The 22,919-nt window shown below is 73.1% G+C and carries 17 protein-coding genes; 10 read left to right on the top strand and 7 right to left on the bottom strand.

From position 1 onward, the window contains the following. Window positions 1-334 precede the first annotated feature (334 nt). From ACFWJO_RS27725 to ACFWJO_RS27710, 4 genes are all read left to right on the top strand, one after another. Window positions 335-1,756 (top strand): hypothetical protein, encoded by a 1,422-nt coding sequence (locus ACFWJO_RS27725; RefSeq protein WP_386869384.1) that lies wholly within the window; start codon window positions 335-337, stop codon window positions 1,754-1,756. After that, window positions 1,753-2,892, top strand: a complete 1,140-nt coding sequence (locus ACFWJO_RS27720; RefSeq protein WP_386869382.1) for a hypothetical protein — start codon at window positions 1,753-1,755, stop codon at window positions 2,890-2,892. Before ACFWJO_RS27725 ends, ACFWJO_RS27720 begins: the two co-directional genes overlap by 4 nt. A gap of 140 nt (window positions 2,893-3,032) precedes the next feature. Next, window positions 3,033-4,064, top strand: a complete 1,032-nt coding sequence (gene glnII / locus ACFWJO_RS27715) for a glutamine synthetase (protein ID WP_386869380.1) — start codon at window positions 3,033-3,035, stop codon at window positions 4,062-4,064. Between the two features lie 481 nt (window positions 4,065-4,545). Further along, a complete protein-coding gene (locus ACFWJO_RS27710) occupies window positions 4,546-5,064 on the top strand; it encodes a winged helix-turn-helix domain-containing protein (RefSeq protein ID WP_386869378.1) in 519 nt (172 codons plus the stop codon). Here ACFWJO_RS27710 and ACFWJO_RS27705 read toward each other — a convergent pair whose 3' ends face one another. Together ACFWJO_RS27705 and ACFWJO_RS27700 are read right to left on the bottom strand one after the other, a co-directional pair. Further along, a complete protein-coding gene (locus ACFWJO_RS27705; protein ID WP_386869376.1) occupies window positions 5,065-6,573 on the bottom strand; it encodes a PepSY-associated TM helix domain-containing protein in 1,509 nt (502 codons plus the stop codon). Between the two features lie 129 nt (window positions 6,574-6,702). Continuing rightward, on the bottom strand, window positions 6,703-7,416 hold the full coding sequence (locus tag ACFWJO_RS27700) for a hypothetical protein (RefSeq protein WP_386869374.1): 714 nt from the start codon (window positions 7,414-7,416) through the stop codon (window positions 6,703-6,705). A gap of 186 nt (window positions 7,417-7,602) precedes the next feature. Between ACFWJO_RS27700 and ACFWJO_RS27695 the strand changes: the two genes are divergently transcribed. From ACFWJO_RS27695 to ACFWJO_RS27680, 4 genes are all read left to right on the top strand, one after another. Continuing rightward, the gene (locus ACFWJO_RS27695) at window positions 7,603-8,403 is read left to right on the top strand and encodes a tyrosine-protein phosphatase (protein WP_386869372.1); all 801 of its coding nucleotides are present in this window, start codon (window positions 7,603-7,605) and stop codon (window positions 8,401-8,403) included. A gap of 58 nt (window positions 8,404-8,461) precedes the next feature. After that, entirely contained in the window at window positions 8,462-10,420 is a 1,959-nt protein-coding gene (locus ACFWJO_RS27690; protein WP_386869370.1) for a hypothetical protein, read from the top strand. Between the two features lie 139 nt (window positions 10,421-10,559). Further along, complete coding sequence (locus tag ACFWJO_RS27685; RefSeq protein ID WP_386869368.1) at window positions 10,560-11,447, top strand: metal-dependent hydrolase; 888 nt, start codon at window positions 10,560-10,562, stop codon at window positions 11,445-11,447. Next, entirely contained in the window at window positions 11,447-12,514 is a 1,068-nt protein-coding gene (locus ACFWJO_RS27680) for a PDR/VanB family oxidoreductase (RefSeq protein ID WP_386869366.1), read from the top strand. The genes ACFWJO_RS27685 and ACFWJO_RS27680 overlap by 1 nt, the downstream gene beginning before the upstream one ends. Before the next feature lie 23 nt (window positions 12,515-12,537). Here ACFWJO_RS27680 and ACFWJO_RS27675 read toward each other — a convergent pair whose 3' ends face one another. Then, window positions 12,538-12,840 (bottom strand): hypothetical protein, encoded by a 303-nt coding sequence (locus ACFWJO_RS27675; protein ID WP_386869364.1) that lies wholly within the window; start codon window positions 12,838-12,840, stop codon window positions 12,538-12,540. 38 nt (window positions 12,841-12,878) lie between these two features. Here ACFWJO_RS27675 and ACFWJO_RS27670 point away from each other — a divergent pair, with 38 nt between their 5' ends. Continuing rightward, entirely contained in the window at window positions 12,879-13,592 is a 714-nt protein-coding gene (locus tag ACFWJO_RS27670; RefSeq protein ID WP_386869362.1) for a TetR/AcrR family transcriptional regulator, read from the top strand. On the opposite strand, the gene ACFWJO_RS27665 is transcribed toward ACFWJO_RS27670, so the two are convergent. Further along, window positions 13,577-13,909 (bottom strand): 5-carboxymethyl-2-hydroxymuconate Delta-isomerase, encoded by a 333-nt coding sequence (locus tag ACFWJO_RS27665; RefSeq protein WP_386869360.1) that lies wholly within the window; start codon window positions 13,907-13,909, stop codon window positions 13,577-13,579. The two genes, ACFWJO_RS27670 and ACFWJO_RS27665, sit on opposite strands and share 16 nt — an antisense overlap. Before the next feature lie 53 nt (window positions 13,910-13,962). On the opposite strand from ACFWJO_RS27665, the gene ACFWJO_RS27660 reads away from it, so the two are divergent. Next, window positions 13,963-14,475: a GNAT family N-acetyltransferase gene (locus tag ACFWJO_RS27660; protein ID WP_386869358.1), complete on the top strand. Its 513-nt coding sequence runs from the start codon at window positions 13,963-13,965 to the stop codon at window positions 14,473-14,475. Between the two features lie 64 nt (window positions 14,476-14,539). On the opposite strand, the gene pulA is transcribed toward ACFWJO_RS27660, so the two are convergent. The 3 genes from pulA to ACFWJO_RS27645 form a co-directional block, all read right to left on the bottom strand. Continuing rightward, window positions 14,540-19,843, bottom strand: a complete 5,304-nt coding sequence (gene pulA, locus ACFWJO_RS27655; protein WP_386869356.1) for a pullulanase-type alpha-1,6-glucosidase — start codon at window positions 19,841-19,843, stop codon at window positions 14,540-14,542. A gap of 71 nt (window positions 19,844-19,914) precedes the next feature. Then, complete coding sequence (locus tag ACFWJO_RS27650) at window positions 19,915-21,627, bottom strand: carbohydrate-binding module family 20 domain-containing protein (RefSeq protein ID WP_386869354.1); 1,713 nt, start codon at window positions 21,625-21,627, stop codon at window positions 19,915-19,917. Window positions 21,628-21,798: 171 nt separating this feature from the next. Then, a complete protein-coding gene (locus ACFWJO_RS27645) occupies window positions 21,799-22,872 on the bottom strand; it encodes a LacI family DNA-binding transcriptional regulator (RefSeq protein ID WP_386869352.1) in 1,074 nt (357 codons plus the stop codon). Window positions 22,873-22,919: the final 47 nt, after the last annotated feature.

The raw sequence follows: 22,919 nt of genomic DNA, 5'->3' as shown, positions 1-22,919 counted from the left end.
GGGGGCGGGGGTGTCCGGACTGCCACCTCCACTTCGCTTCGCTCGTGGAGGAGGCTAAAACGTCCGGACACCCCCACCCCCGCTCCGGCCCCGCACCCCTCCCCGCCGTCGTCGGCTGCCTGGGCCGCTACCGTTCACGGCCCCTTCCGCCATCGTCGACAGTGCCTCCGTTCCTTCAGCCGTAATCCGGTGGCATCACGTCCCTCCCCCGGTGTTAGCGTTCCCTCGCCGGCCGCGGGACTCCGGTGCGACTTCCGGGACCTGCCTCTGAAGCAACGTATTCGCTGTTCGCGCCCCCATTCCCCGGCCGGCACCCACGCGCAAGGAGTCCACGATGTCCGACCTCCTCGCCGCCGAGGACGTCCTGCTCTTCGTCAACGCGGCCGTCACCGCCACCGGGCAGCGCGAGTTCCGGGCGGGGGCCGAGGAGCAGCGGTTGTCGCTCGCCTTTCTGCACGAGTACGTGCGGGTCAACTACCGACCGCTGTACGCCGCCGCGCTCGCGCTCGACATCAACGACCACAACGCGGCCCTGATCGTCGAGCAGCTGCTGCGCACTTCGCGCGACGCCGGGTCCGCCGAGGTCGGGCGGGAGGGCCGGCTGATCGCCGCGCGGCTGGCGAAGCTGCCGCCGCAGCGCGTCTACCGGCTGTTCCGCGCCCTGCGCGCGGCCGGCGTGAACAACCGGCGGACGCGGGCGATCATGCGTGACTGGCTGGCGGCCCGTCCCGATCTCGCGCACGACGCCGTGAAGTACCGGTCGGGGCTCAGTTCCGCGGCCCGTCACGCCCATCTGCCGTTCACGGGGGACGGGGGCGAGATCGGTGACTTCCTCTTCGCGCCGCGCCGTCGCACCCGCTACGCGCATCCCGTCCTGGAGGCGTTCCGCCGGGCGCGCCACGAGCAGGGGGCGGTGTACGAGCTGCCGTTCACCGTTGCCGAGGGTTTCGCCGCCCGGCACGGGATCGCCCGTGAGGTGTTCCTGGAGCGGATGGCGCCCCGCATGACGCGCCTGGAGCGGCTGCGCGCGCGTCCGGTGGCGAGCGACCTGTCCGCGATGCCGCTGACCCGGCTCGCGCTGTACGTGCTGTCTCTCCCCTTCGGGGAGAGAAGGGAGCGGCGCGCCGAGCTGACCGGCGCCATGCGGGCCGCCGCTCGGCGGGTGGCCGGGCCGCACGTGGGCTCCTGGGGACGGGTGTCGGCGGTGCTCGACGACAGCTGGTCCTCGTCCGGTTCGGCGGTGAAGCGGCGCCGTCCGCTGGCCGTCGCCCTCGGCTGCCACTTCCTCCTGGAGGCGCTGGCCGCGCCCGGCGCGTACGCGGCGCACTGGACCTCGGGAGCGCGTGATCCGCTGCTCGTGCGGCCGTGGGGCGCGACGCCGCTCGGCGCGCGGATCCTGGACGCCCTGGAGGACGCCCCCGAGCGGCTGGTGCTCGTCTCCGACGGCTGGGACAACGCGCCGCCCGGGCTGGCCGGTGAGGTGCTGCGGGTGTGGCGGTCGCGGCTCGACCCGGACCAGCGGACGCATGTGGTCCATGTGAACCCCGTATACGACGCCGATGCCTTCGACGTGCGCAGGCTCGCGCCCGCCGTTCCCACCGCGGGCATCCGGGACGCGGAGGACCTCCCGGCCCTCGTCGAGATCGCCCGCTTCGCGGAGGGCCGTGAGGGCCTGTCCGCCCTGCGGGCGTACCTGGACCGCCGGGTGGAGCTGTTCCTGGACGGTCCGGGGAACGAGGAGGGGCGGCCGGCGTGACGCGGATCGATCTGAGCGGGCTCGTGGTGCGGCCCTCGCAGGTGTGGGGCGGGGTGCGGCTGGTGCCGCTCGTGCGGGAGGAGCCGGTGGAGGGGCTTCGGCTGCGGCGTGAGGTGTACGCGCGCTCGTGGGGGCCCGACACGGTCGACGTCGGTGACGGCACCACGTACACGTCGTACGTCCCGCACGGCTTCGTCGCCGACTGGAGCGAGGGCGGGGCGCGGGGCGCCGCCTACGGGACGCGGCTCGGGGACGAGCCGCCCGTCGCCGTGCCCGTGCGCCGCCTCGCCCGGCGGCGGCAGGGCGAGCCGCGGCTGCGGTTCCTGCCGCTCCACCTCGCGGTCGAGGGGTACCTCGCGCTGCACTTCGGCGGTCCTTCCATCGTGTGGGACGAGTGGTCCGGGGAGGCGGTGCGCCGCGGTCTCTCGCCGCGCGCGGAGGCGGCGTACGCGGGGTGGCAGGTGCCAGGGCTCGCGGACGCGCTGCGGGTCTTCGAGATCCACCCGGGGCAGTGCGGGGTGATGCTGTACGTGGCCGACGCGCTGGCCGCGGCGTTCGTCGTGCCGCACCCGGACGACTACCGGATGCTGCACGCCACGCTGGTGGAGGACCTGTTCGGGGAGCTGGTCCACCAGTACGCGCACTACGGCGCGCCGGTCGGCGACTTCACCGCGTCCCTCGGCGACGGCGGCTCCGTCCGTTCGCTCGCCGATCTGCGCCGTGCCGCCGTGCGGGAGGAGCGGGCGTGGGCCGAGGCGCACGACGGGCTGATGGCGCGGGACCTGCTGGAGACCCCGTACGCCTTCGAGCGCGTGCACACGATGGGCGGCTTCCGGCTGTACCGCTTCCTGCCGCCGTTCCTGCGGTCCGGCCAGGAGCAGCACATCGGGGAGCTGATCAGCGACCACCGGGGCCGGACGGCCTATCTGAAGACGTTCCGGCTGTCGGAGAAGCAGATCCGGCGGGGGCACCTGCTGCGCCGGCTCGCCGACTGCGACTGGCACCTGGGGCGTACGGCGGAGGCCCTCGGCACCTCGTACGCCGAGGTCGTGGCGCGGATCGAGCGGGCCGGGTTCGGGGCCCTGCTCCACCACCACGTGGTCGCACGGCGGCGGCGCGATACGGAGGAAGGCTGAGTAACACGGGGTTCACAATCGGGCAACCGACGGGAAATCCCGTGTTGCGAAGCTGCGCTCAGACGCACACCGCCACCGCAGCTCTCGCAATGTCGCGAGCGGCCGCCGAGGACCCGCAGCACGCCAAAGGATGAGGCCCCGTGACCTTCAAGGCTGAGTACATCTGGATCGACGGCACCGAGCCGACCGCCAAGCTCCGCTCCAAGACGAAGATCATCCCCGGTGACGGTCTTCCGCTGGAGGAGCTGCCGATCTGGGGCTTCGACGGTTCCAGCACGAACCAGGCCAAGGGTCACGCCTCGGACCGCGTCCTCAAGCCGGTCTTCTCCTGCCCGGACCCGATCCGCGGCGGCAACGACGTCCTGGTGCTGTGCGAGGTCCTCAACACGGACATGACGCCGCACGAGACCAACACCCGTGCCGCGCTGGCCGAGGTGTACGCGAAGTACGCCGCCCAGGAGCCGATCTTCGGCATCGAGCAGGAGTACACCTTCTTCGACGGCGAGCGCCCGCTCGGCTTCCCCGTCGGCGGCTTCCCGGCCCCGCAGGGCGGCTACTACTGCGGTGTCGGCGCCGACGAGATCTTCGGCCGTCCGATCGTCGAGGCGCACCTGGAGAACTGCCTCAAGGCGGGTCTGGGCATCTCCGGCATCAACGCCGAGGTCATGCCGGGCCAGTGGGAGTTCCAGGTCGGCCCGCTCGCGCCGCTGGACGTCGCCGACCAGCTGTGGGTGGCCCGCTGGCTGCTCTACCGCACGGCCGAGGACTTCGACGTCTCCGCGACCCTGGACCCGAAGCCGGTGAAGGGCGACTGGAACGGCGCGGGCGCGCACACCAACTTCTCCACGAAGGCGATGCGCGAGGGCTACGACGCGATCATCACCGCGTGCGAGGCGCTGGGCGAGGGCTCGAAGCCGCTCGACCACGTCAAGAACTACGGCGCCGGCATCGACGACCGTCTGACCGGTCTGCACGAGACCGCCCCGTGGGACCAGTACTCCTACGGCGTCTCCGACCGCGGTGCCTCGGTCCGCATCCCGTGGCAGGTCGAGCAGGACCGGAAGGGCTACATCGAGGACCGCCGTCCGAACGCGAACGTCGACCCGTACACGGTGACCCGTCTCCTGGTCGACACCTGCTGCGAGGCCCTGGAGAAGGCCGGCCAGGTCTGATCCGCGCACGTCGTACGAGGGGTGTCCGCCGCGTTCCGCGGCGGGCACCCCTCGTCGCGTTGTCGGAGGCTCCTGGCACGGTGGAGGCATGCTCGACATCGCGGTGCGGACCGGGAGCAGGGAGGGGTGGATCCTGGCGGGCGACGCGGGTCGCGGGCCTCTACTGGCGCACGCGGCCGGTCGGTTGAGCGGCGGTGTGACGCACGATGTGGCACCGGGGGGTGCTCAGGAGCATTCCCTGCTGGTTTAATAGGGATATGGCCAGCCACCAGAACGACAGCGCGACGGGTCGCCGTGACCTCGAGCCGTTCTGGCCTTCCCGCCAGCACCATGACTTCGACCGGTGCTGTCGGCGCGTGAGGAACGCGTCGACCCTCTAAAGCCGACCGGAACCGATTCCGGTCCCCGGCCTTCGGCCGACGCGCAAGACGTACGACGTGCACCGTCCGTTCGCAACTCGCGCGAAAGAGCTGAGACTTCCATGGCCCACACCCAGGCTGCCGCCGCCCCCCTGTCCGCCGTCCGTCCCCGTCTGCGGGCCGTCGCACCCGACGAGGTCGCCGCGCTCGCGCAGGTCGCCGACTTCCTGCCGCCCGGCGCCACGCTCCTGCCCGCGCCGCAGCACGCCCTGCCGGCGCTGCCGGGCCGGCCGCCGATGGTCGGGTACCTCGTCCTGCTGCCGGCCGATCAGCAGCCGCCGGCCCCGCCGCTCGTCGAGGAGGGGCCGGTGGTCATCGACAGCGTGCAGCGGATCGCCCGCGTCGACGGGCGGGCGCTCGACCTGACGTATCTGGAGTTCGAGCTGCTCGCCCATCTCGTCGCCCGCCCGCACCGGGTGCACACCCGGGACCAGCTGGTCACGACGGTGTGGGGGTACGGGCACGTGGGCGACGGCCGGACCGTCGACGTCCATGTGGCCCGGCTGCGCCGCAAGCTGGGCGCCGAGCACCGCCACACGATCCAGACCGTGCGGCGGGTCGGCTACAAGTACACGCCCTGATCAGGCCTTCGCCTTCGACCTCGCCTTCGCGGCGATTCCCAGGGCGAGGTCGACGGTCAGGAACGCCACCAGGCTGAGGCCGAGGAGCGGGACGAACCAGCCCGTCAGTGCCGTGGCCGCGAGCAGCGGCAGCAGCATCGTCACCGGTACGCGCCGCCAGGCCCCGCGGGCGACCGGCCGGCGGGCCGGGCGGCGCAGCCACCACATGCGGCAGCCCCAGACGACCAGCAGGATCAGGGCGAGGGCGAGGGCGGCGAGGGCCAGCTGGTTGAACAGGCCGAGGAACAGGCCCATGTGGGCGTCGATGCCGACGCGGGTGAGCTGTGCGAGCAGCGGGTAGTCCGCGAAGCGGAGCTCGTCCAGGACCGCGCCGTCGGCCGGATTCACGGCGACCGAGTCCAGCTGGACCGGGAACTGCTTGTCGGTCTCCTTGACCACGTATCCGCTGCCTTCGGCGGGCAGCACCACCGAGATCGACGGGCTGTCGATGCCGGCCGCGCGGGCCGCCGCGACGGCCCTGTCGATGCCGATGTCCGCGCTCGCGGCCGCGTCGCTGCCCGAGGGCGCCGGGTGGTGGCCGGCGCCGTGGCCTGCGTGTTCGCCGCCGCTCGCGTCGCCTCCGCCCGGGGTGACGGCCGCCGAGAGCTTCGGGGTCGCGCCGCCCAGCCGGTCCTGGACGCTGCCGATGTTCTCGCCCGCGTACCGCGACCAGGTCAGACCGGTGGCGGACAGGGCCACGAGCCCGGTCACGGCCCACAGGCCGACGGTGCCGTGCCAGGAGAGCGTGCGCCGCCGGGACCTGGGGCCGCGCTCCGGCAGGAACAGGGCACGGCGGTTCTTCCGGCGGCGGCCGAGCCACAGGGCGAGGCCGCCGAGCGTGACCACCCACAGCCAGCTGGCGGCCAGTTCGCTGTAGTTGCGGCCGAACTCGCCCAGGTGCAGGTCGACGTGGAGCCCGGATATCCAGGTACGCAGCGGGAGCGCGCCCGAGCTGCCGTAGCTGGGCAGCTGTCCGCGTACGTCGGCGGTGTACGGGTCGACGAAGACGGCCAGGGAGGTGCCCTCCGGCGCCTCCGGGTCGTCCATGAGCACCCGGGTGGTGGCGCCGGGCTCGGCGCCGGGCCACACGGCGGTGACGGTGCCGTCCGGGTTGGCCGCGCGGGCCGCCTCGACCTGGCGCGCGAGCGGCAGGGCGGTGGCGTCGCCGTCCGGAACCGGGACTTCCAGCTCGTGGGCGTAGATCACCTTCTCGGCCGGGACGGCGAGGGCGTAGAGCAGTCCGCTGACGGCGGCGACGAGGAGGAACGGGGCGACGAGGACGCCCGCGTAGAAGTGCATGCGGAGCACGAGCGGGCGCAGGGCCGCCCAGCCGCGCGGCGCTCTGCCGGAGGTGGCGGTTCCGGTGGTCTCGCCGGCGGTTCCGGTGGCCGGGTCGGCGGCCGGCTCGGTGGCCGGGTCCGTGGTGGGCGCGCCGGAGGTGTCCGGGCGCGCGAGATCGTCGATGGTCATGACGGTCCTCGGAGTGGTGATCCGGCGTCGAGCCGCGCCGGACGACGCGCGACGGCGTCGCGCGGCGTCGGACGGCCTCGGCGGCGGGATCGTGTGTCGACAGGGGAAAGCGACCCCCGGTCGATCACGTCAGAGAAGTGCTCCGAGGGCCGTGGTGCGGAAGGCGGGCGACCGACGGGGCGGGCCGCGCCGGGAGACCGAGCGCGCGAGGACCACGCCGTGGAGCGGGCGGGTGTGGCGGCGCGGCCGTACGGGACGGCGGCGGGCCGGGAGCGCGGGTACGAGGATCCGGGCGGCGGCGAGCAGCAGCCGCAGCGGTGCCCACGCGCGGGCGCCGACCGTACGGGCCAGGGCGAACAGCGCGGCCTCGCCGCGCGCCAGCCAGAGCCCGCAGGCCAGGGCGGCGAGCAGGTGCGCGACGAGCATCCCGGTGCCGGATCCGGCACCGGCGCCCGCGGCGCCGTCCATGGCGTGCGCCATGTGACCGCCCTGGGCGGCCGCGTGCGCGGCGTGCGCCGCGTGGGCCGCGTGGGTCAGGTAGGGGTCGGCCAGGACCTCCGCCGGCAGCTCCGGTGCCGGCGGACCGCCGTGCTCTCCCGCCCCGAAGAGCAGGTGCAGCGCCCCCTGGACGGCCGTCAGTCCGGTCGCCACGGCGACGGGACCGCGCCGCCGGCCGGCGGCGGCCCAGGCGAGGGCGGCCGTCACGGCGAAGGCGGCGAGGAGGGAGGCCGGAGGAATGACGTGGGCAGACAGGGACGAATGCCCCACTGCCGCCAAAGTGACGCACACCGCCGCGAAGAGTGCGGCCCGGAGGGCGCGCAGGGGCGACCGGGTGTGCGTCATGGTGCACCCATGCTGCCACTCCGCCCCCGGGCGCCGGACACCGCCTCCCGCGGGAGCGGGCGGACCGGAGTGCCCGCCGCACGCGAGGACGCCTTCCGCCCCATCGGTTACGGTTCGTAGGAAAAGTGCGAATGATCCGGTGTACGTGGATGTGCACGGTTCGTACCGCTTCGGAGGAGTCGACGCATGCCTGCCATTCCCGCCGCCACCGTCGCCAACCTCCGCGATCTCGGCACGCTGCCGCTCGGCGCGGGGCGCAGTGTCCGTGAGGGGCTGGTGTTCCGGGCCGGGCAGCTGGACCGGCTGGATCCGGCGGACTCCGTGGTGAGCGCGCTCGGGATCCGGACGGTCGTCGACTTCCGGACCGACGCCGAGCGCGCCGAGCGGCCCGACCGGATGCCGGCGGGCGGGCGACTGGTGGTCGCGGACGTGCTCGCCGACTTCCTGGCGACCAGCGGACTGCCGCCCGCCGCCCGCCTCAAGACGCTCCTGTCCGACCCGGCGCTGGCCGAGGAGCACCTGGGCGGAGGGCGGGCGCAGGCGGCGTTCGCCCGGACGTACCGGGCCTTCGTGAACACCGAGTCCGCCCGCGCCTCCTACCGCGCCTTCCTCACCGAGCTGGGCGATCCGTACGCCGGGCCGCTGCTCTTCCACTGCACCGCGGGCAAGGACCGCACCGGCTGGGCCGCGACCGTCGTGCTCTCGCTGCTCGGCGCGGACGAGAAGACGGTGATGACGGAGTACCTGTCGGTCAACCCGGGCGTGCGGCAGGCCTTCGCCCCGCTCATCGAGGGGTTCACGGCCCAGGGCGGCGACCCCGAGCTGGCGCTCGCGCTCATCGGGGTCGTACCGGAGTACCTGGAGGCGGCCCTGGACGAGGTCGCGGTGCGGCACGGGTCGATGGAGAAGTACGTACGGGAGGGGCTCGGCGTCCCCGACGAGGTCACCGACATCATCCGCGAACGGCTCACGGTCCACGCGGCCTGACCCGTCCGGGGGACGGCTCGCGGGGTGACCATCGCAAGATTCGCTCGTTCTGCTGAACGTGAGCACCCAGGAACTCGCCTCCTCCGCCTCCCCTCCCTCCCCCGGTCCGGTCGACGTCGAGCAGGCCGAGGCCGCGCTCGTCGAGCACTATCCGCGGCTGGTCCGGATCGCCTATCTGGTGCTTCCGCCCTCGCTCGGGCGCAACCGCCGGGTGCTGACGGCGCACGCGCTGGTGCAGCGTTCGCTGCCGCGGCGCCGTACGTCCGGCGCCGCCGCGGCGGTGCCCGGGGCGCGCCGCGCGGACGAGGACGCGGTCGACCCTGGCTACGCCTACGTGCGGGGCGAGGTGCTGCGGCAGGCGCTGGTCGCCGGGCTTCCGCTGCGCCGCCGCGCGCTGCCCCGCCGGGCGCAGTTCCCGCCGCTGCTGCCGCAGGTGTGGGGGCTCCGGCTGTTCCCGCGGGCGGGCGGCGCCGACGAACTCGCCCTGGACCAGCGGCTCTCCGCGCTGTCCGGGCCGGGCCGCGCGGCGTACGTGCTGCGCGGACTGGAGCGGCAGGGCGATCCGGAGGTGCTGCGGGTGCTCACGGCGGCCGGGGCCGAGGACCCGGAGGCGGCGCTCGCGGAGGCGGACGGCGTCGAGGGGCCGGGCGGGTCGAGCGGGGCGGCGCTCCTGGAGTCGGCGGAGTTCGACCCGTGTTCGCTCCAGGCCCGGCCGACGGACCTGATGCGGCGGCGCCAGCACGGCAAGGCGGCGCTGGCGGCGGCCGCGGCGGTCGTGGTGTGCGGGGCGCTGCTCGGGCTGCCGGGCGACGGATGGGGCAGAAACGGTGCTGCGGCGCCGTCGTACGCCCGTAACCCGGCGGCGGAGGCGGCGCTGGACCCGGCGGGCCTGAAGCGGGTCGGCGCGGCCGACTGGCGGACCTCGGCCCGGACGGACTTCTCGGTGTGGCCGGCCAGGGGCGGGCTCACCGGCGACTCGGCGCTGCTGCGCCGGGCGCTCGCGGTGTGGGCCAGGCCCGGCCCCGCCGTGCAGGCGTCCGCGACGCCGGGGACGCCGCCGGGACCGCCGATGGGTTCGCCGCAACTGCTGTTCGCGAGTGAGGTCGACGCGGCGCGTGTGGTGCTGTTCTTCGACGGACTGCGGGTGGTGCGGTACGCGGAGCCGGCCGGCGGCACGGGCGGCGCGGTGCTCGACTTCGCCCGTACGGACGGGGCGGACGCGGTGGGCTCGGCGGCGCTCGTGGTGTCGCGGGCCGGGGGCAACGTCCGGTATCTGACGGCGCCCTGGGTACGGGAGGCCGCCGTGCGGGACCTGCTGCTGCCGGAGAAGGCGGCGCGGGTCCTGACGCGGGACGGGTACGGGGTGACGGAGCCGATCCCGAGTCCCGCGACGGCGCGGGGCTGTACGCGCTGGAGCGCGCTGCAGGTGCGCGACGAGACGGGGCCGCGGGTTCTCACCGACCTCGGCGAACTGGCCCCGGCCCGGCTGACCTCGGGCCCGCCGGGGCGGCCGGTGGACGTGACGGGCGCGGCGGCGCGGGAGGAGTGGGCGCGCGTGGCGTGCCGGCTGTCGGCGGTGCGCTCGCACGGGGTCCGGTCGGTGAACTCCTGGGCGTACGCGACGCAGCCGTTGCCGGAGGGCGCGGGGCGCGCGGAGTGGTCGTGCGCGCGGGCGGAGACGTGGCGGGGCACGGGCAGCCGGGCGCTGGCGCTGTTCCGCGTGACGGGCGCGGCGGCCCCGGCCGGCGGCCAGGCGGCGCTCGCCGCCCGCTCGGAGGGCTCCCCGGCCTGCGGGCCGCGTGAGCCGCGGGTCCTCGCGGGCGTGGTGTGGCAGGCGAGGAGCGGGCAGTGGTACGTGCTGGCCGCCGGGTCGCCGGACGTCGCGTCGGTGGTGCTGTCGGGCGGGGTGAAGGGGAAGGCCGAGGGGCGCCTGCTCGCGGTGAAGGCCGCGGCGGGGAGCCGGGCGGATCTCACGGGCACGCTGGCCGACGGGAGGCGGATGGGCGCGTTGCGCTGAGCCGCGCGTCGACGGCGCGGTCCGCAGGAACGCGCCCGCAAGGGCGCCGTCCAAGCGGGTGGCGGGCCCGTAGCCAGGGCCCGAAAAAGTCCTTGTACGGAGTCTGGTCGAGGCGCTTACCGCTCAGTACATTGACGGCATGTCTAATACGCAGCCCGTGCCGGTGGCGTCGGAGCACATCGAACTCAAGGCCCGCAAGGTCTCCTTCGACTGGGAGCGGACCCCGCTCCACTGGGTGCCCGGCGACCCGTTCACCACCCACACCATCAATGTGCTGCACCTGCTGCTCCCGGCCGGCGAACGCTGGTTCGTGCACGTCTACAAGCAGGTCCTGCCGTACATCACGGACGAGCGGCTGCGTGCGGACGTCATCGGGTTCATCGGGCAGGAGGCCGTGCACTCGCAGGCCCACGACGACGTGCTGCCGCACCTCAGGAAGCTGGGGCTCGATCCCACGCCGTACACCGCACAGGTCGACTGGTTCTTCGAGAAGCTGCTCGGCGACCGGACCCTGCCGCCCGGGCGGCCGCGGCGCTGGTGGCTGATGGAGCGGGTCGCGCTGATCGCCGCCATCGAGCACTACACCGCCTTCCTCGGCAACTGGGTGCTCAACGCCGAGGAGCTGGACCGGGTCGGCGCCGACCCGGTGATGCTGGACCTGCTGCGCTGGCACGGCGCCGAGGAGGTCGAGCACCGCTCCGTCGCCTTCGAGCTGTTCCTGCACCTGGACGGCGGCTACCGGCGGCGCGCCCGCACCTGGGCGGCGGCGTTCTCCGCGCTCGTGTTCCTCTGGCAGCGCGGGGTCCGCTTCTTCATGGAGAACGATCCGACCGTCCTCGGCGCCAAGCCGTCGCTCGGCCAGTTCGTGCGCAAGGGCCGCGAGGGCGTGCTGCCGTCCACGCCCGACATGCTGCGCTCCATCCCCCGCTACCTGAGCCGGAGTTACCACCCGAGCCAGGAGGGCTGCACCGCCCAGGCCGCCGCCTACCTGGCGAGCTCCCCCGGCGCCAACGGGGGGCGTGTCTGATGCCCCGTCTGCGTACGGTCGTGCTCCTCGCCGGAGGCGCCCTCCTCGCCAGGAGGGCGATGCGGCGCCGGATCGACGCCTCGCCGCTCTGGCCCATGCCCGCCCTCGACGAGCCCGTGTCGGGCCGCGGGCGGCACTCCACCGTCACCCGCCGCGTGCTCGTCGCCGCGCGCACCGAGCCCGCCGAGGGCGTGGTCCAGCTGCGCCTGGAGGGCACCGGGCTGCCCGAGTGGCGGCCGGGCGCCCACATCGACCTCGTCCTGCCCTCCGGCACCGTCCGGCAGTACTCGCTGTGCGGCGACCCGGCCGAATCCGGCGCGTACACCATCGCCACCCGCCTCGTCGCGGACGGCCGCGGCGGGTCCCGCGAAGTGCACGAACAGCTCCACGTGGGCACGGAGATCGAGATCCGCGGGCCCCGCAACCGCTTCCCGCTCGCCCCCGCCGCCGGCTCCTACCTCTTCGTCGCCGGCGGCATCGGGATCACCCCGATCCTGCCCATGGTCCGCGCCGCCGAGGCCGCCGGGGCCGACTGGCGGCTGCTCTACTGCGGACGCAGCCGCGCCACCATGCCGTACGTCGACGAGCTGCTCGCCCTCGGCGGCGGCCGGGACCGGAACAGGACCACCGTCGTCGCCGAGGACGAGGACGGCCGGCCCGACCTGTCCTTCCTGGCCGGGCTCCCGGAGGCGACGGAGGTGCACTGCTGCGGGCCCGAGGGCCTGATGGACGCGGTGGGCGCCGCGATGCCGGAGGGCCGGGTCCCGCGGTTCGAGCGCTTCACCGCGGCGCGGACCGAGGGCGGCACGGCCTTCGAGGTCGAACTGCGGCGCACCGGGCGCACGTTGACGGTGCCGGCCGACCGGTCGGTGCTCTCGGCGGTCCGCGAGGCGGTGCCGGGCGTCCTCTACTCCTGTCAGCAGGGTTTCTGCGGGACCTGCCGGCAGCGGGTCCTGGAGGGTGCGGTCGACCACCGCGACGAGCTGCTCACCGACGCCGAGCGGACCGACTCGATGCTGATCTGCGTCTCGCGCTGCGCCGGCGAACGGCTCGTCCTCGACCTGTGACGAGCCCTACGGCCCCGCGAGCCCTACGGGAGGACCAGCCAGTCCAGGGCGAACGCGGTGAGCAGACCGCCCGTCAGGAGCCAGGTGGCCAGCCGGGTACGGCCGTTGCGGGAGAGTTCGATCACGACCCCGCAGAGGATCATGGCGAGTCCGTACACGCCGACGACGAGCACGGACGTATGGCTCGCCAGCCGCACCACGAGCACCGCGGCCGTCACGACGAGCAGCACCGATCCGGCGACGATCCGCAGCAGCCGCGCCTGCCTGGGCGTGAGGCCGGCCGGCTCGGCGTCGGTCTCCGGGATGTCCTGCTCAGAAGCACTCATGTGCCGGGAGCGTAACGGACTCCCGTTAGGCTGTTCGCATGACGACCGGGGTACGCCGAAGGATGGGCGTCGAGGAGCGCAAGCAGCAACTGATCGGGGTGGCCCTCGAGCTGTTCAGCAACCGCTCTCCCGACGAGGTCTCCATCGACGAGATCGCCGCGGCCGCGGGCATCTCGCGGCCGCTGGTCTACCACTACTTCCCCGGCAAGCAGTCCCTCTACGAGGCGGCACTGCGCCGCGCGGCCGACGAGCTGGCGGCGCGCTTCGTGGAGCCGCCGCACGGACCGCTCGGTGCGCGGCTGCTGCGGGTGATGGGCCGGTTCTTCGACTTCGTGGAGGGACACGGCCCGGGTTTCGCGGCGCTGATGCGCGGCGGCCCGGCGGTCGGTTCGTCGACGACGAACGCGATGATCGACGAGGTGCGGCAGGCGGCGTACGAGCAGATCCTGGCCCATCTGGAGGTCGAGCGGCCCTCGGCGCGGCTCGAACTGGTCGTCCGTTCCTGGGTGTCGCTCGCCGAGTCGACGGCGCTGCTGTGGCTGGACGGGCGCCGGGTGCCGCGCGCTGAGCTGGAGCTCCAGCTCGTGCACGACTTCTCGGCGCTGATGGCGGTGAGCGCGGCGTACGACGAGGAGATGGCGGAGATCGTGGTCCGCGTCCTGGCGGGCGAGCCGGCCGACGGGCCGTTCGGCGACCTGGTGGGCCGGCTCGCCGCCCTCGTCCCGCAGGTGCCGGGTCAGCGCTTGGCGTAGGACGGGTCGAGGTCCCGTACCTCCGCGGAGATCCGTACGCCCTCCGTCTCCTTGAGGTGGTCGGGCACCAGGGCGAGCACGGCCCGGCTGAGGCGGGCCTTGGCCTCCTCGGTGCGGCCGGCGAGCAGCGCGATCTCCACGTGGACGACGGCGTCGTCGGTGGCGCCGTCGCCGACGACGAGCTCCTCGACCTCACGGAAGCGGGTCTTGCAGGCTTCGAGCCGTGCGTCGACCGTCTCCACGACGAGCCCGTGCAGCGCGAGGGCGAAGCCGCGCCGGTCGAGGGGCGCGGAGTAGTCGACGGTGATCTGGGGCATGGGGGTCGCTCCTGGTGGTCCGGATGTCTGGCCACACCTTTACGGTGATCACCATGACGGCACAAGTGACCTTCCGGCAGGCGGACGCCCGCGATCTCGACGTTCTGGTGGAGCTGTACGACGGCGTGGCGCACTGGATGGTGCGGGGCGGGATCGACCAGTGGCGGCCCGGGACGCGGGGCCCCGAGCACTTCCGGGCGCGGATCGAGGCGGGCGAGGTGTGGCTCGCGCTGCACGGCGAGCGGGCCGTCGGGGCGTACGAGCTGTGGTGGGAGGACGAGGCGGTCTGGGGGCCGCAGCCGCCGGTGGCGGGCTATGTGCACCGTCTGATGACCGACCGGGAGGCGGCGCCGGCCGGCACGGGCCGGGTGCTGCTCGCGCACGCCGAGGAGCGGATCGCGGCCGCCGGTCGCGGGGCGGCCCGGCTGGACTGCGAGACGCGGAACCCGCGCCTGGGGACGTACTACCGCGCGGCGGGTTACGCGCCCGTCGGCGCGCCCCTGGAGAAGGTCGCCGCCGACGGCCGGCGGTACGCGGTGACGCTCATGGAGAAGGCCCTGGTGTGAGGGGAACGCCGGAGGCCGTGCCCCGGTGCTGCCGGGGCACGGCCTCCTTTCTCCGTGCGGAGGGTCAGCGCGCCGTGAAGACGGCGACCGTGCGGGCCGGGACCGTGAAGGTGCCGCTGGCGGTCTCGTAGGCGGCGGACTTCACCGTCGCGTCGGAGCCGTCGGCCTGGACCGGGTGGAGGCGGTGGGCCTTCCCGGCCAGGGTGGCGACGGTCTGCTTCTGCTGCTGCGGGGTCGCGTTGAAGACGACGACCAGGTCGCCGAGGCGCATGGTGATCACGCCCGGGCTCTCGTCACGCCCCGACAGCGGGAAGGACAGGGCGTCCTGGACCCGGGCGGCCGTGCCGAGGGAGAAGACCGGCTCGGTGGTGCGGATCGTCTGCAGGTCCCGGTAGGCGGCCGAGGCGCCGTCGATCTCGGCGCAGCCGGGCGTCACGGCCGGGTTCACCAGGAGCGGCCTGCCGTAGCCCCACTTCGCCTTGTTGTCGGCGGCCGGCGGGAGACCGCGCCCGAAGCCGTTGCCGTCGCGGCAGTCCCAGTGGATCGCGTTGAACCAGTCGCCGCTGTCGTACGAGTTGCGGTCGAGGGACTTGGAGCGGAGCAGGTCGCTGCCGGCCTGGGAGAGCGCCGGGCCCTGGGAGAGGGTCGCCGTCGCCATGGCGAGGACCTGCATGCGCGCCCGGTCGGCCGCCGGCGTGCCGGCCGGCAGCTTGAAGGCGAGGGCGTCGTAGAGGGTCTCGTTGTCGTGGGCGTCGGCGTAGGCGAGGGCGTCGCCGGGTGCGGCGGCGTAGCCGGCCGGGGCGCCGTTGTAGTCGACCTCGGAGCCCTTGACCGTACGCCCGGAGGTGTCGGTGAAGGTGTACCCGGCGAGGTTGCCGGTGAGGCCGACCTTGATCAGGTCCTGGTAGTGGAGGAGCCGGGCCTTCTGCTGCTCGGGGGTGCCGTTGGAGGAGGAGGCGTTCGGGTCGGTGTAGAGGCCCGACGCGAAGCCCTGGATGCCGGGGTCCTCGTCGAAGGGGCCGCCGCCGCGGACGGCGTCGCGGGCCCGGTCGGAGAAGGTCGCGACGCCGGTGCCGGCCATGTTCTTCTGGGTGGCCTGGACGAAGCGGGCGTCGTCGGCGATCTCGCCGAAGTTCCAGCCCTCGCCGTAGAGGATGATCGCCTTGCCGTCGACGCCGTCCTTCTCGACCGTCAGGGCGTCGAGCGCCTTGCGGACGGCGAGGATGTTCTCCTTCGGGTGGTGTCCCATGAGGTCGAAGCGGAAGCCGTCGACCTTGTACTGCTTCGCCCAGGTGACGACCGAGTCGACGACGAGCTTGCCCATCATCGCGTTCTCGGGCGCGGTGTTGGCGCAGCAGGTGGAGGTGGCGACGGAGCCGTCGGCCTGGAGGCGCTGGTAGTAGCCGGGCACGATCCTGTCGAGGACGGACTTGTCGGACTGTCCGGCGGCGACGGTGTGGTTGTAGACGACGTCCATGACGGTGCGCAGGCCGTCGTCGTTGAGGGCCTGGACCATGCGCCGGAACTCGACGGTGCGGCGGGTGCCTTCGGGGTCGGTGGCGTACGAGCCTTCCGGCACGGTGTAGTGCAGCGGGTCGTAGCCCCAGTTGTAGGCGTCCTTTGCCGCGGCGGCGGCCACGCAGGCCTGCTGTTCCTCGGAGTCGGGCGCGTAGACCTTCAGGTCGCAGGCGGGTGCGGTCTGCTCGGACTTCTTCTCGGGGACGGTGCCGATGTCGAAGGCCGGGAGGAGGTGGACGTAGCTGGTGCCGGAGTCGGCGAGTGCCTTCAGGTGCCGCGCGCCCTTGCTCTCCTCGTCGGTGAAGGCGAGGTAGGTGCCGCGGTGTTCCGCCTTCGCGGTGGGGTCCGCGATCGAGAAGTCGCGGACGTGCAGCTCCTGGATCTGCGCGTCGCGCAGCGGCACGGGGGCCGGCTTCTTCAGGGTGTTCCAGCCGGCGGGCGCCAGGGCCGGGTCGGCGAGGTCGACGACGAGGCTGCGGGCGGAGTCGGTGGTGAGGGCGGTGGAGTAGGGGTCGGTGACCCGGTTCTCGACGAGCTTCTGGACGCTGGGTGCCCAGACCCTGACGACGTAGCGGTACGGCTTGCCGTTCCAGCTCTTCGGTCCGGTGACGGACCAGACGCCGGAGGCGGCGTCGCGGCGCATGGGCACGGTCCTGCCGTCGAGTTCGAGCGCGACGGACTGGGCGGTCGGGGCCCACACCGAGAGGGTCGGGCGGCCGCCGCGGAAGACGGGTCCGAGGCCGGCGCCGGTGGCCCTGCCCGCGTACAGGTCGTCGAGGACGCCGGCGGTCTGGACGCCGGTGGCGGCGAGCAGGGCGCCGTTGGCGGCGCGCTGGGTGGCGATGAGCTGGCCGCGCAGGGCGCCGCGGACGCGGTCGGCGTCGCGCGGGTCGACGGTGAAGGCGGGGTGGTCGCGCAGGTGCGGGAACCGTGCCTTCTGGGCGTCGGTCAGCGCGGCCGGCGTGAGCCGCAGCCAGCGGCCCTCGGTGCTCAGCGCGCCGTCGGTGACGGTGATGCCGCCGTTCTCGGCGTAGACCAGCTGCTGGCTGGTGGAGTCGGTGGTCTTCACCTTCCAGACGACGGTGTCGCGGTCGATCCACTGGGCCTCGGCCTTGTTGAGGTCGAGGTTCGGGGCGCCGCCGGTCGTCGGGAGCAGGTACTTCTGCTGTCCGGCGAGCAGCCACACCTCGTTGCCGTAGGTGCCGAGGTCGAGGGACTGGTCGGTGGGCAGGTCCTTCTGGTCGCCCTTGTGGACGATGTACGACAGGGAGGTCGCGCCGGCGGCGAGCGGCACCTCGTACACGGCGCCGTACGCGTCGACGCGGGCCGGCATCAGGGGCCTGGACCAGTCGGTGGGCTGTGCGGCGCCGGTCCACAGGTGGAGGCCCCAGCCGTCGTAGTTCCCGTCCTCGCGCTGGTAGTGGAGGATCACCTTCGACGTGTCCTGCGGCGCGGGGGCCGGGTTGGTGTCGGACTGGGCGTCCTGGCCCTGCGTGATCCAGACCTCGCCGGTGCGGCCGAGGCTGATGCTTCGCTGCGGGCCGTCGGCGGTGCCGTCCTTCTCGACGGTGTACGCGACGGTGGAGGCGCCGTCGGGGACCTTCACCCAGGCGAACGCGCCGAACGCGTCACGGCCGCTGAAGACGGTCTCCTGGCCCGCGGCCTTGAGCTTCCAGCCGTCGTAGTCGCCGTCCTGGCGCTTGTAGTGGACGACGGCGTACGGGCGCTCGACGGCGACGGGCTTCTCGGGCGCCGGGGCCTGGCCTGCGGTGCTCGTGGCGAGGGCGCTCGCGGTGCGTCCGGTGGCGTCGACGGCGACGGCCTTGTAGCGCAGGGCGGTGCCGGCGGGCGCGGTGACGTGCTGGGTGACCTTGTAGGGCGCGTGGTCGGCGGTGCCGAGGGTCTTCCAGGGGCCGTTGCCGACCTGGGCGGCGAAGACGACCCGGTTGAGGCCGCCGCCGGTGACGTCGGCGGAGAGCTCGACGGTGCCGGTGGCTCCGGCGGCCGGGGCCGTGAGGCTGACGGCGGGCTTCGCGGCCGGGGCGGGGAGCGGCGCGTCGGCCTTCAGGACCAGCGAGGACAGGGCGGGGACGGTGACGGTGACCTTTCCGTCCTTCGCGGTGACGGCGCCCTGACCCCCGTACAGGGCGTGGAAGGCGGCCGAGTCGACGGGGACGGTGACGGTCCGGTCGGTGGTGGCGCTGTTGGCGGCGACCAGGTATTCGGTGCGCTGCCGGGCGTCCGTGCGGGAGAAGGCGTAGACGGAGCCTTCGGCGTACCGTTCCTGCTGGACGCCGTCGCGCAGTGCCGGGTGGTCCTTGGTGAGCTGCGACAGCCGGGCGATCGACCGGTAGACCGGGTGCGTGGTGTCGTACGCGTCGGAGGCGTGGGTGCGGTCGGTGCCGAGCTGGTCGTCGTCGAGGTAGTCGGCGGTCCGCGAGGCGAACAGGGTCTGGCGGGCGTCCTTGTCGCCGCCGGCGCCGGTGTAGCCCTGCTCGTCGCCGTAGTAGACGACCGGGTTGCCGCGCGAGAGGAACATCAGCTCGTTGGCGAGGCGGGCCCGCCGGAGGAGTTCGGCGTCGGAGGCGTCCGGGTTGTCCTGCTCGAGGAAGGTCCCGATGCGGCCCATGTCGTGGTTGCCGAGGAAGCTGACCTGCTCGTAGGCGTTGGCCTTGTCGGTGGTGTAGCGGTAGTCCTCGGCGAAGACCCGGGCGAGCCGGTCGGCGCCGGCGCCCTGGGAGGCGAAGGCGCGGGCGGCGTCCTGGAAGGGGAAGTCGAGGGTGGCGTCGAGCCGGCCGCGGGTGACGTAGGGGCTGGTGACGGCGGTGTCGGCGGAGTAGACCTCGCCGAACATGAAGAAGTCGTCCCGGCCCTGCTTCCTGGCGTAGGAGTCGAGCGCGGTGGCCCACTGGGTCCAGAAGCCGAGGTCGACGTGCTTGACGGTGTCGATGCGGAATCCGTCGATGTCGAAGTCGTGGACCCACTTCTCGTAGATCCTCTTCATGCCCTCGACGACCTCGGGACGCTCGGTCCACAGGTCGTCGAGGCCGACGAAGTCGCCGTACTCGGCGGACTCGCCGGCCCAGGTGGAGTCGCCGCGGTTGTGGTACATCGTCGGGTCGTTGAGCCAGGCGGGGACCTTGACGGCCTTGTCCCCGGGCTTCTGGACGGGCGTGTACGGGAACGAGTCGGCGTCGGTCCGCGGGGGCGTCCCGGCCCGGTCGTCGAAGGGGCGGCCGGTGGCGTCGAGGTACGGGTAGGCGCCCTTGGGGCGGTAGCCGTACTTCTTCTCGGCGTAGTCGACGGTGTCGGCGGTGTGGTTGGTGATGACGTCGAAGAAGACCTTCATGCCCTTGGCGTGGGCGGCGGCGATCAGCTTCTTCAGGTCGTCGTTGGTGCCGAAGTGCGGGTCGACCTGGGTGAAGTCGGTGATCCAGTAGCCGTGGTAGCCGGCGCTGGCGTCCTTGCCCTCGCCCTGCACGGGCCGGTTCTTGAAGATCGGCGCCATCCAGATGGCGGTGGTGCCGAGGCCCTTGACGTAGTCGAGCCGCTCGGTGAGGCCCTTGAGGTCGCCGCCCTGGTAGAAGCCCTTGTCGGAGGGGTCGAAGCCGGTGGCCGTGCGGCTGCCCGTGAGGCCGCCGCGGTCGTTGGACGGGTCGCCGTTGGCGAAGCGGTCCGGCAGGACGAAGTAGAACTGCTCACGGGTGAGGTCGTGCCGGGCCGGCTGCGCGGCGAGCGCCCGGTCGGAGGGCGGCGCCGGGGGCCGGGGGGCCGCCGCCGCGGGGACGGCGGGCACGAGTGCGGCGCACAGCGCGGCGGCCAGCGCGGCCGCCGTTCTCTTGCGTGTCACGGGAGTGCTCCCTGGAGGTACGGGAAGAGAGGGCCGCCCCGGCGGGGCGGCCCTTGTGCGGGAGGGGAAGGTCAGGTGCGGAAGGTGTCGTTCAGGACGACCTGGCCGGAGGCGGGGACGGTCGCGGTGCGGTTGGCGCCGGACTCCCAGGTCACGTTCCCGGCGGCGTCCTTGCGGATGTACTTGTACTCGAAGGCCGTGCCGGCGGGGAGGGCGACCGTCAGCTTCCAGACGGGGTAGGAGGCGGGGTCGAGCTTGAGGGCGGCGGTCGTGGACCAGTTGCCGAGCTCGGCGCGGTTGCCGGTGACGTAGATGTTCTGGCCGGTGACCGTGGTGGCGTTGACGTTGAAGGAGGCGCCGGTGGTGGCGGGCGGGGTGGTGCCGCCGGTGCCGCAGCTCGTGGCGTTGACGTGGAGGGCGAGGGCGGTGTTGGCGCCGAGGGTCGCGGTGAACTGGCCGGCGGAGTTCACGGTCACGGGGTTGCCGCTCTGCACGTCGCAGTAGGTGCCGGCGGGCAGGGAGGTCTGGAAGGTGCGGCTGAGGGACGAGGTCTCGTGGTTGATGGCCACGTAGGCCTTGCTGCCACGGCCGAACGCGACGGCGTTGTTGCCGTTGTCCCACCAGTTGGTGACGGCCTGGCCGCGGGCGGTGTTGCGGAAGGCCACCATGGAGGAGATCTCGCGCCAGGCGTGCTGGCACTTCCAGCCGTTGCTGTAGCAGGCGTTCACCTGGTGGTTGTTCGGCGCGCCGGCGTCCTTGTCGCTCCACTCGTAGCCGGAGTGGACGTCCGGGGAGCCGTAGGGCCAGGCGAGCATGAAGACGGAGGCGAGGGTGTAGTTCGCGCCGTCCTTGTAGGTGAGGGTGTCGCCGCCGCGCTCGGTGTCGTGGTTGTCGACGAAGACGCCGGACTGGCCGCTCGGCATGTAGCCCCAGGCCTCGCCGAAGTTCTTGAGGTAGGCGAGCTTCTCGTTCTGCAGGACCCGCTTGAGGTCGCGGGCGTAACGGAACTCCTGGACGTCGCCGTTGCCGAGGTACTCGCTCGGGGAGACGGCCTCGCCGGCGCCGAAGATGGCCTCCTGCTTCCAGTAGACGGAAGGATTCGTCAGCCGGGACTTGATGTTGGCGAGGTCGGCGGCCGGCATGTGCTTGGCGGCGTCGACGCGGAAGCCGTCGACGCCGAGCGAGAGCAGGTCGTTCATGTAGGCGGCTATCCGGCCGCGGACCCAGTCCTCGCCGGTGTCGAGGTCGGCGAGGCCGACGAGCTCGCAGTTCTGGACGTTCGCCTTGTCCTGGTAGTTGGAGACGTTGGCGCGGCAGTCGTCCATGTCGGCGCCGGAGTAGATGCCGGGGTAGTTGTACTTGCTGTACGTCGAGCCGCCAGTGCCGGTGAGGGTGGCGTTGGGGTCCGCCGGGCCGGCCATGTGGTTGACGACGCTGTCGGCGACGACCTTCACCCCGGCGGCGTGACAGGTGTCGATCATGGCCTTGAAGGCGGCGCGGTCGCCCAGCGGGCCGGCGATCTTGTAGCTGACGGGCTGGTAGGCGGTCCACCACTGCGCGCCCTGGATGCGCTCCTGGGGCGGGGAGACCTGCACGTAGCCGTAGCCCGCGGGGCCGAGCTGGTCGGTGCAGGCCTTGGCCACCGAGGCGAAGTTCCACTCGAACATCACCGCGGTGACGTCCTTCTCGCCGGGGGCCGAGGCCTGCGCGGTGGGGGTTCCCGTGACGGCCACAGCGGCTCCCGCCACAAGGGCGAGTGCAGCGGCCACGGTCTTTCTTGCCATGCTTCCTCCTGTACGACGTCCCTGTCGCAAGAGCGGCTCTCGGGCTCGGGAGAGCCGGGTTCGCAAGAAGTTGCCGAAAATGACAGCAACTGTTTTCAGCCGCGACGGTAGGGGCGCACAGGCGTACGGTCAATACTTCATACAACCGAACGCAAAAGGTTGCGCAAGGAGTTACGAAGCGGAGGACGGCGGCTGCGCCGTCGAGCCGCGCACCACCAGCTCGGGCTGGAACACGAACTCCGTGCGCTGCACCGGGTTTCCCTCGATCTCCTCGAGGAGGGCGCCGACCGCCGCCGTCGCCATGGCCTGCACCGGCTGGCGCACGGTGGTCAGCGGCGGGTCGGTGAACGCGATCAGCGGGGAGTCGTCGAAGCCGACCACCGACACGTCACGGGGCACGTCGAGGCCCCGGGCCCGGGCGGCCCGGATCACGCCGAGCGCCATCAGGTCGGAGCCGCACACGATCGCCGTGCAGCCCTCGGCGAGCAGCAGGTCGGCGGCGGCGTGGCCACCCTCCACGCCGAACAGGGTGGGCCGCACGAAACGTTCGGCCTCCTCCCGTTCGACGCCCAGCTGGTCGCGCAGCTCGGCGGCGAAGCCCTCCGCCTTGCGGCGCGAGGGCACGTAACGGGTCGGCCCGATGGCCAGCCCGATCCGCTCGTGGCCGAGCTCGACCAGGTGCCGTACGGCCATGCGGGCCGCGGCCCGGTCGTCGGGCGAGACGAAGTTGGCGTCGATGTGCTCGTTGAAGCCGTTGATGAGGACGAACGGCACCCCGCGCGCGGCGAGCCGGGTGTAGCGGACCGGGTCGGCGCTGGCGTCGGCGTGCAGCCCGGACAGGAACACGATCCCGGCCACACCGCGCTCCACGAGCTGTTCGACCAGCTCGTCCTCGGTGGCGCCGCCCGGCATCTGGGTGCAGAGCACCGGCGTGTAGCCGTGCCCGGCCAGCACCTGCTCGATGACCTGCGCGAAGGCCGGGAAGATGGGGTTGGTCAGCTCCGGCACGACCAGGCCGATGAGGCCGGCGCTGCGCCGTTTGAGCCGTACGGGACGCTCGTAGCCCAGCACGTCCAGCGCGGCGAGCACCTTGTGGCGGGTCGCGCCCGCCACTCCCGCCTTGCCGTTGAGGACCCGGCTGACGGTCGCCTCGCTGACCCCGGACTGGGCCGCGATGTCCGCGAGCCGCGGGGGGGCGGGCCCGGGGGCCACCCAGAAGAGGGGGATGCACACCACCCCCCCCAAGGGGTGTTGGTGGGGAGCCCCCCTTTTTTTTCCCCTCTTTCTTTTCC

This window comes from Streptomyces sp. NPDC127092, from assembly GCF_042722475.1.
Classification (GTDB): domain Bacteria; phylum Actinomycetota; class Actinomycetes; order Streptomycetales; family Streptomycetaceae; genus Streptomyces.
The sequence above is the reverse complement of the archived record's forward strand: the minus strand, read 5'-3'. Positions and strand labels throughout refer to the sequence as shown.

What these genes read in the sequence shown, in the direction of transcription:
- ACFWJO_RS27725 (WP_386869384.1), top strand. Translation starts at nt 335, where the DNA reads ATGTCCGACCTCCTCGCCGCCGAGGACGTCCTGCTCTTCGTCAACGCG.
- ACFWJO_RS27710 (WP_386869378.1), top strand. Translation starts at nt 4,546, where the DNA reads ATGGCCCACACCCAGGCTGCCGCCGCCCCCCTGTCCGCCGTCCGTCCC.
- ACFWJO_RS27705 (WP_386869376.1), bottom strand. Translation starts at nt 6,573, where the DNA reads ATGACCATCGACGATCTCGCGCGCCCGGACACCTCCGGCGCGCCCACC.
- ACFWJO_RS27700 (WP_386869374.1), bottom strand. Translation starts at nt 7,416, where the DNA reads ATGACGCACACCCGGTCGCCCCTGCGCGCCCTCCGGGCCGCACTCTTC.
- ACFWJO_RS27695 (WP_386869372.1), top strand. Translation starts at nt 7,603, where the DNA reads ATGCCTGCCATTCCCGCCGCCACCGTCGCCAACCTCCGCGATCTCGGC.
- ACFWJO_RS27685 (WP_386869368.1), top strand. Translation starts at nt 10,560, where the DNA reads ATGTCTAATACGCAGCCCGTGCCGGTGGCGTCGGAGCACATCGAACTC.
- ACFWJO_RS27680 (WP_386869366.1), top strand. Translation starts at nt 11,447, where the DNA reads ATGCCCCGTCTGCGTACGGTCGTGCTCCTCGCCGGAGGCGCCCTCCTC.
- ACFWJO_RS27675 (WP_386869364.1), bottom strand. Translation starts at nt 12,840, where the DNA reads ATGAGTGCTTCTGAGCAGGACATCCCGGAGACCGACGCCGAGCCGGCC.
- ACFWJO_RS27670 (WP_386869362.1), top strand. Translation starts at nt 12,879, where the DNA reads ATGACGACCGGGGTACGCCGAAGGATGGGCGTCGAGGAGCGCAAGCAG.
- ACFWJO_RS27665 (WP_386869360.1), bottom strand. Translation starts at nt 13,909, where the DNA reads ATGCCCCAGATCACCGTCGACTACTCCGCGCCCCTCGACCGGCGCGGC.
- ACFWJO_RS27660 (WP_386869358.1), top strand. Translation starts at nt 13,963, where the DNA reads ATGACGGCACAAGTGACCTTCCGGCAGGCGGACGCCCGCGATCTCGAC.
- ACFWJO_RS27650 (WP_386869354.1), bottom strand. Translation starts at nt 21,627, where the DNA reads ATGGCAAGAAAGACCGTGGCCGCTGCACTCGCCCTTGTGGCGGGAGCC.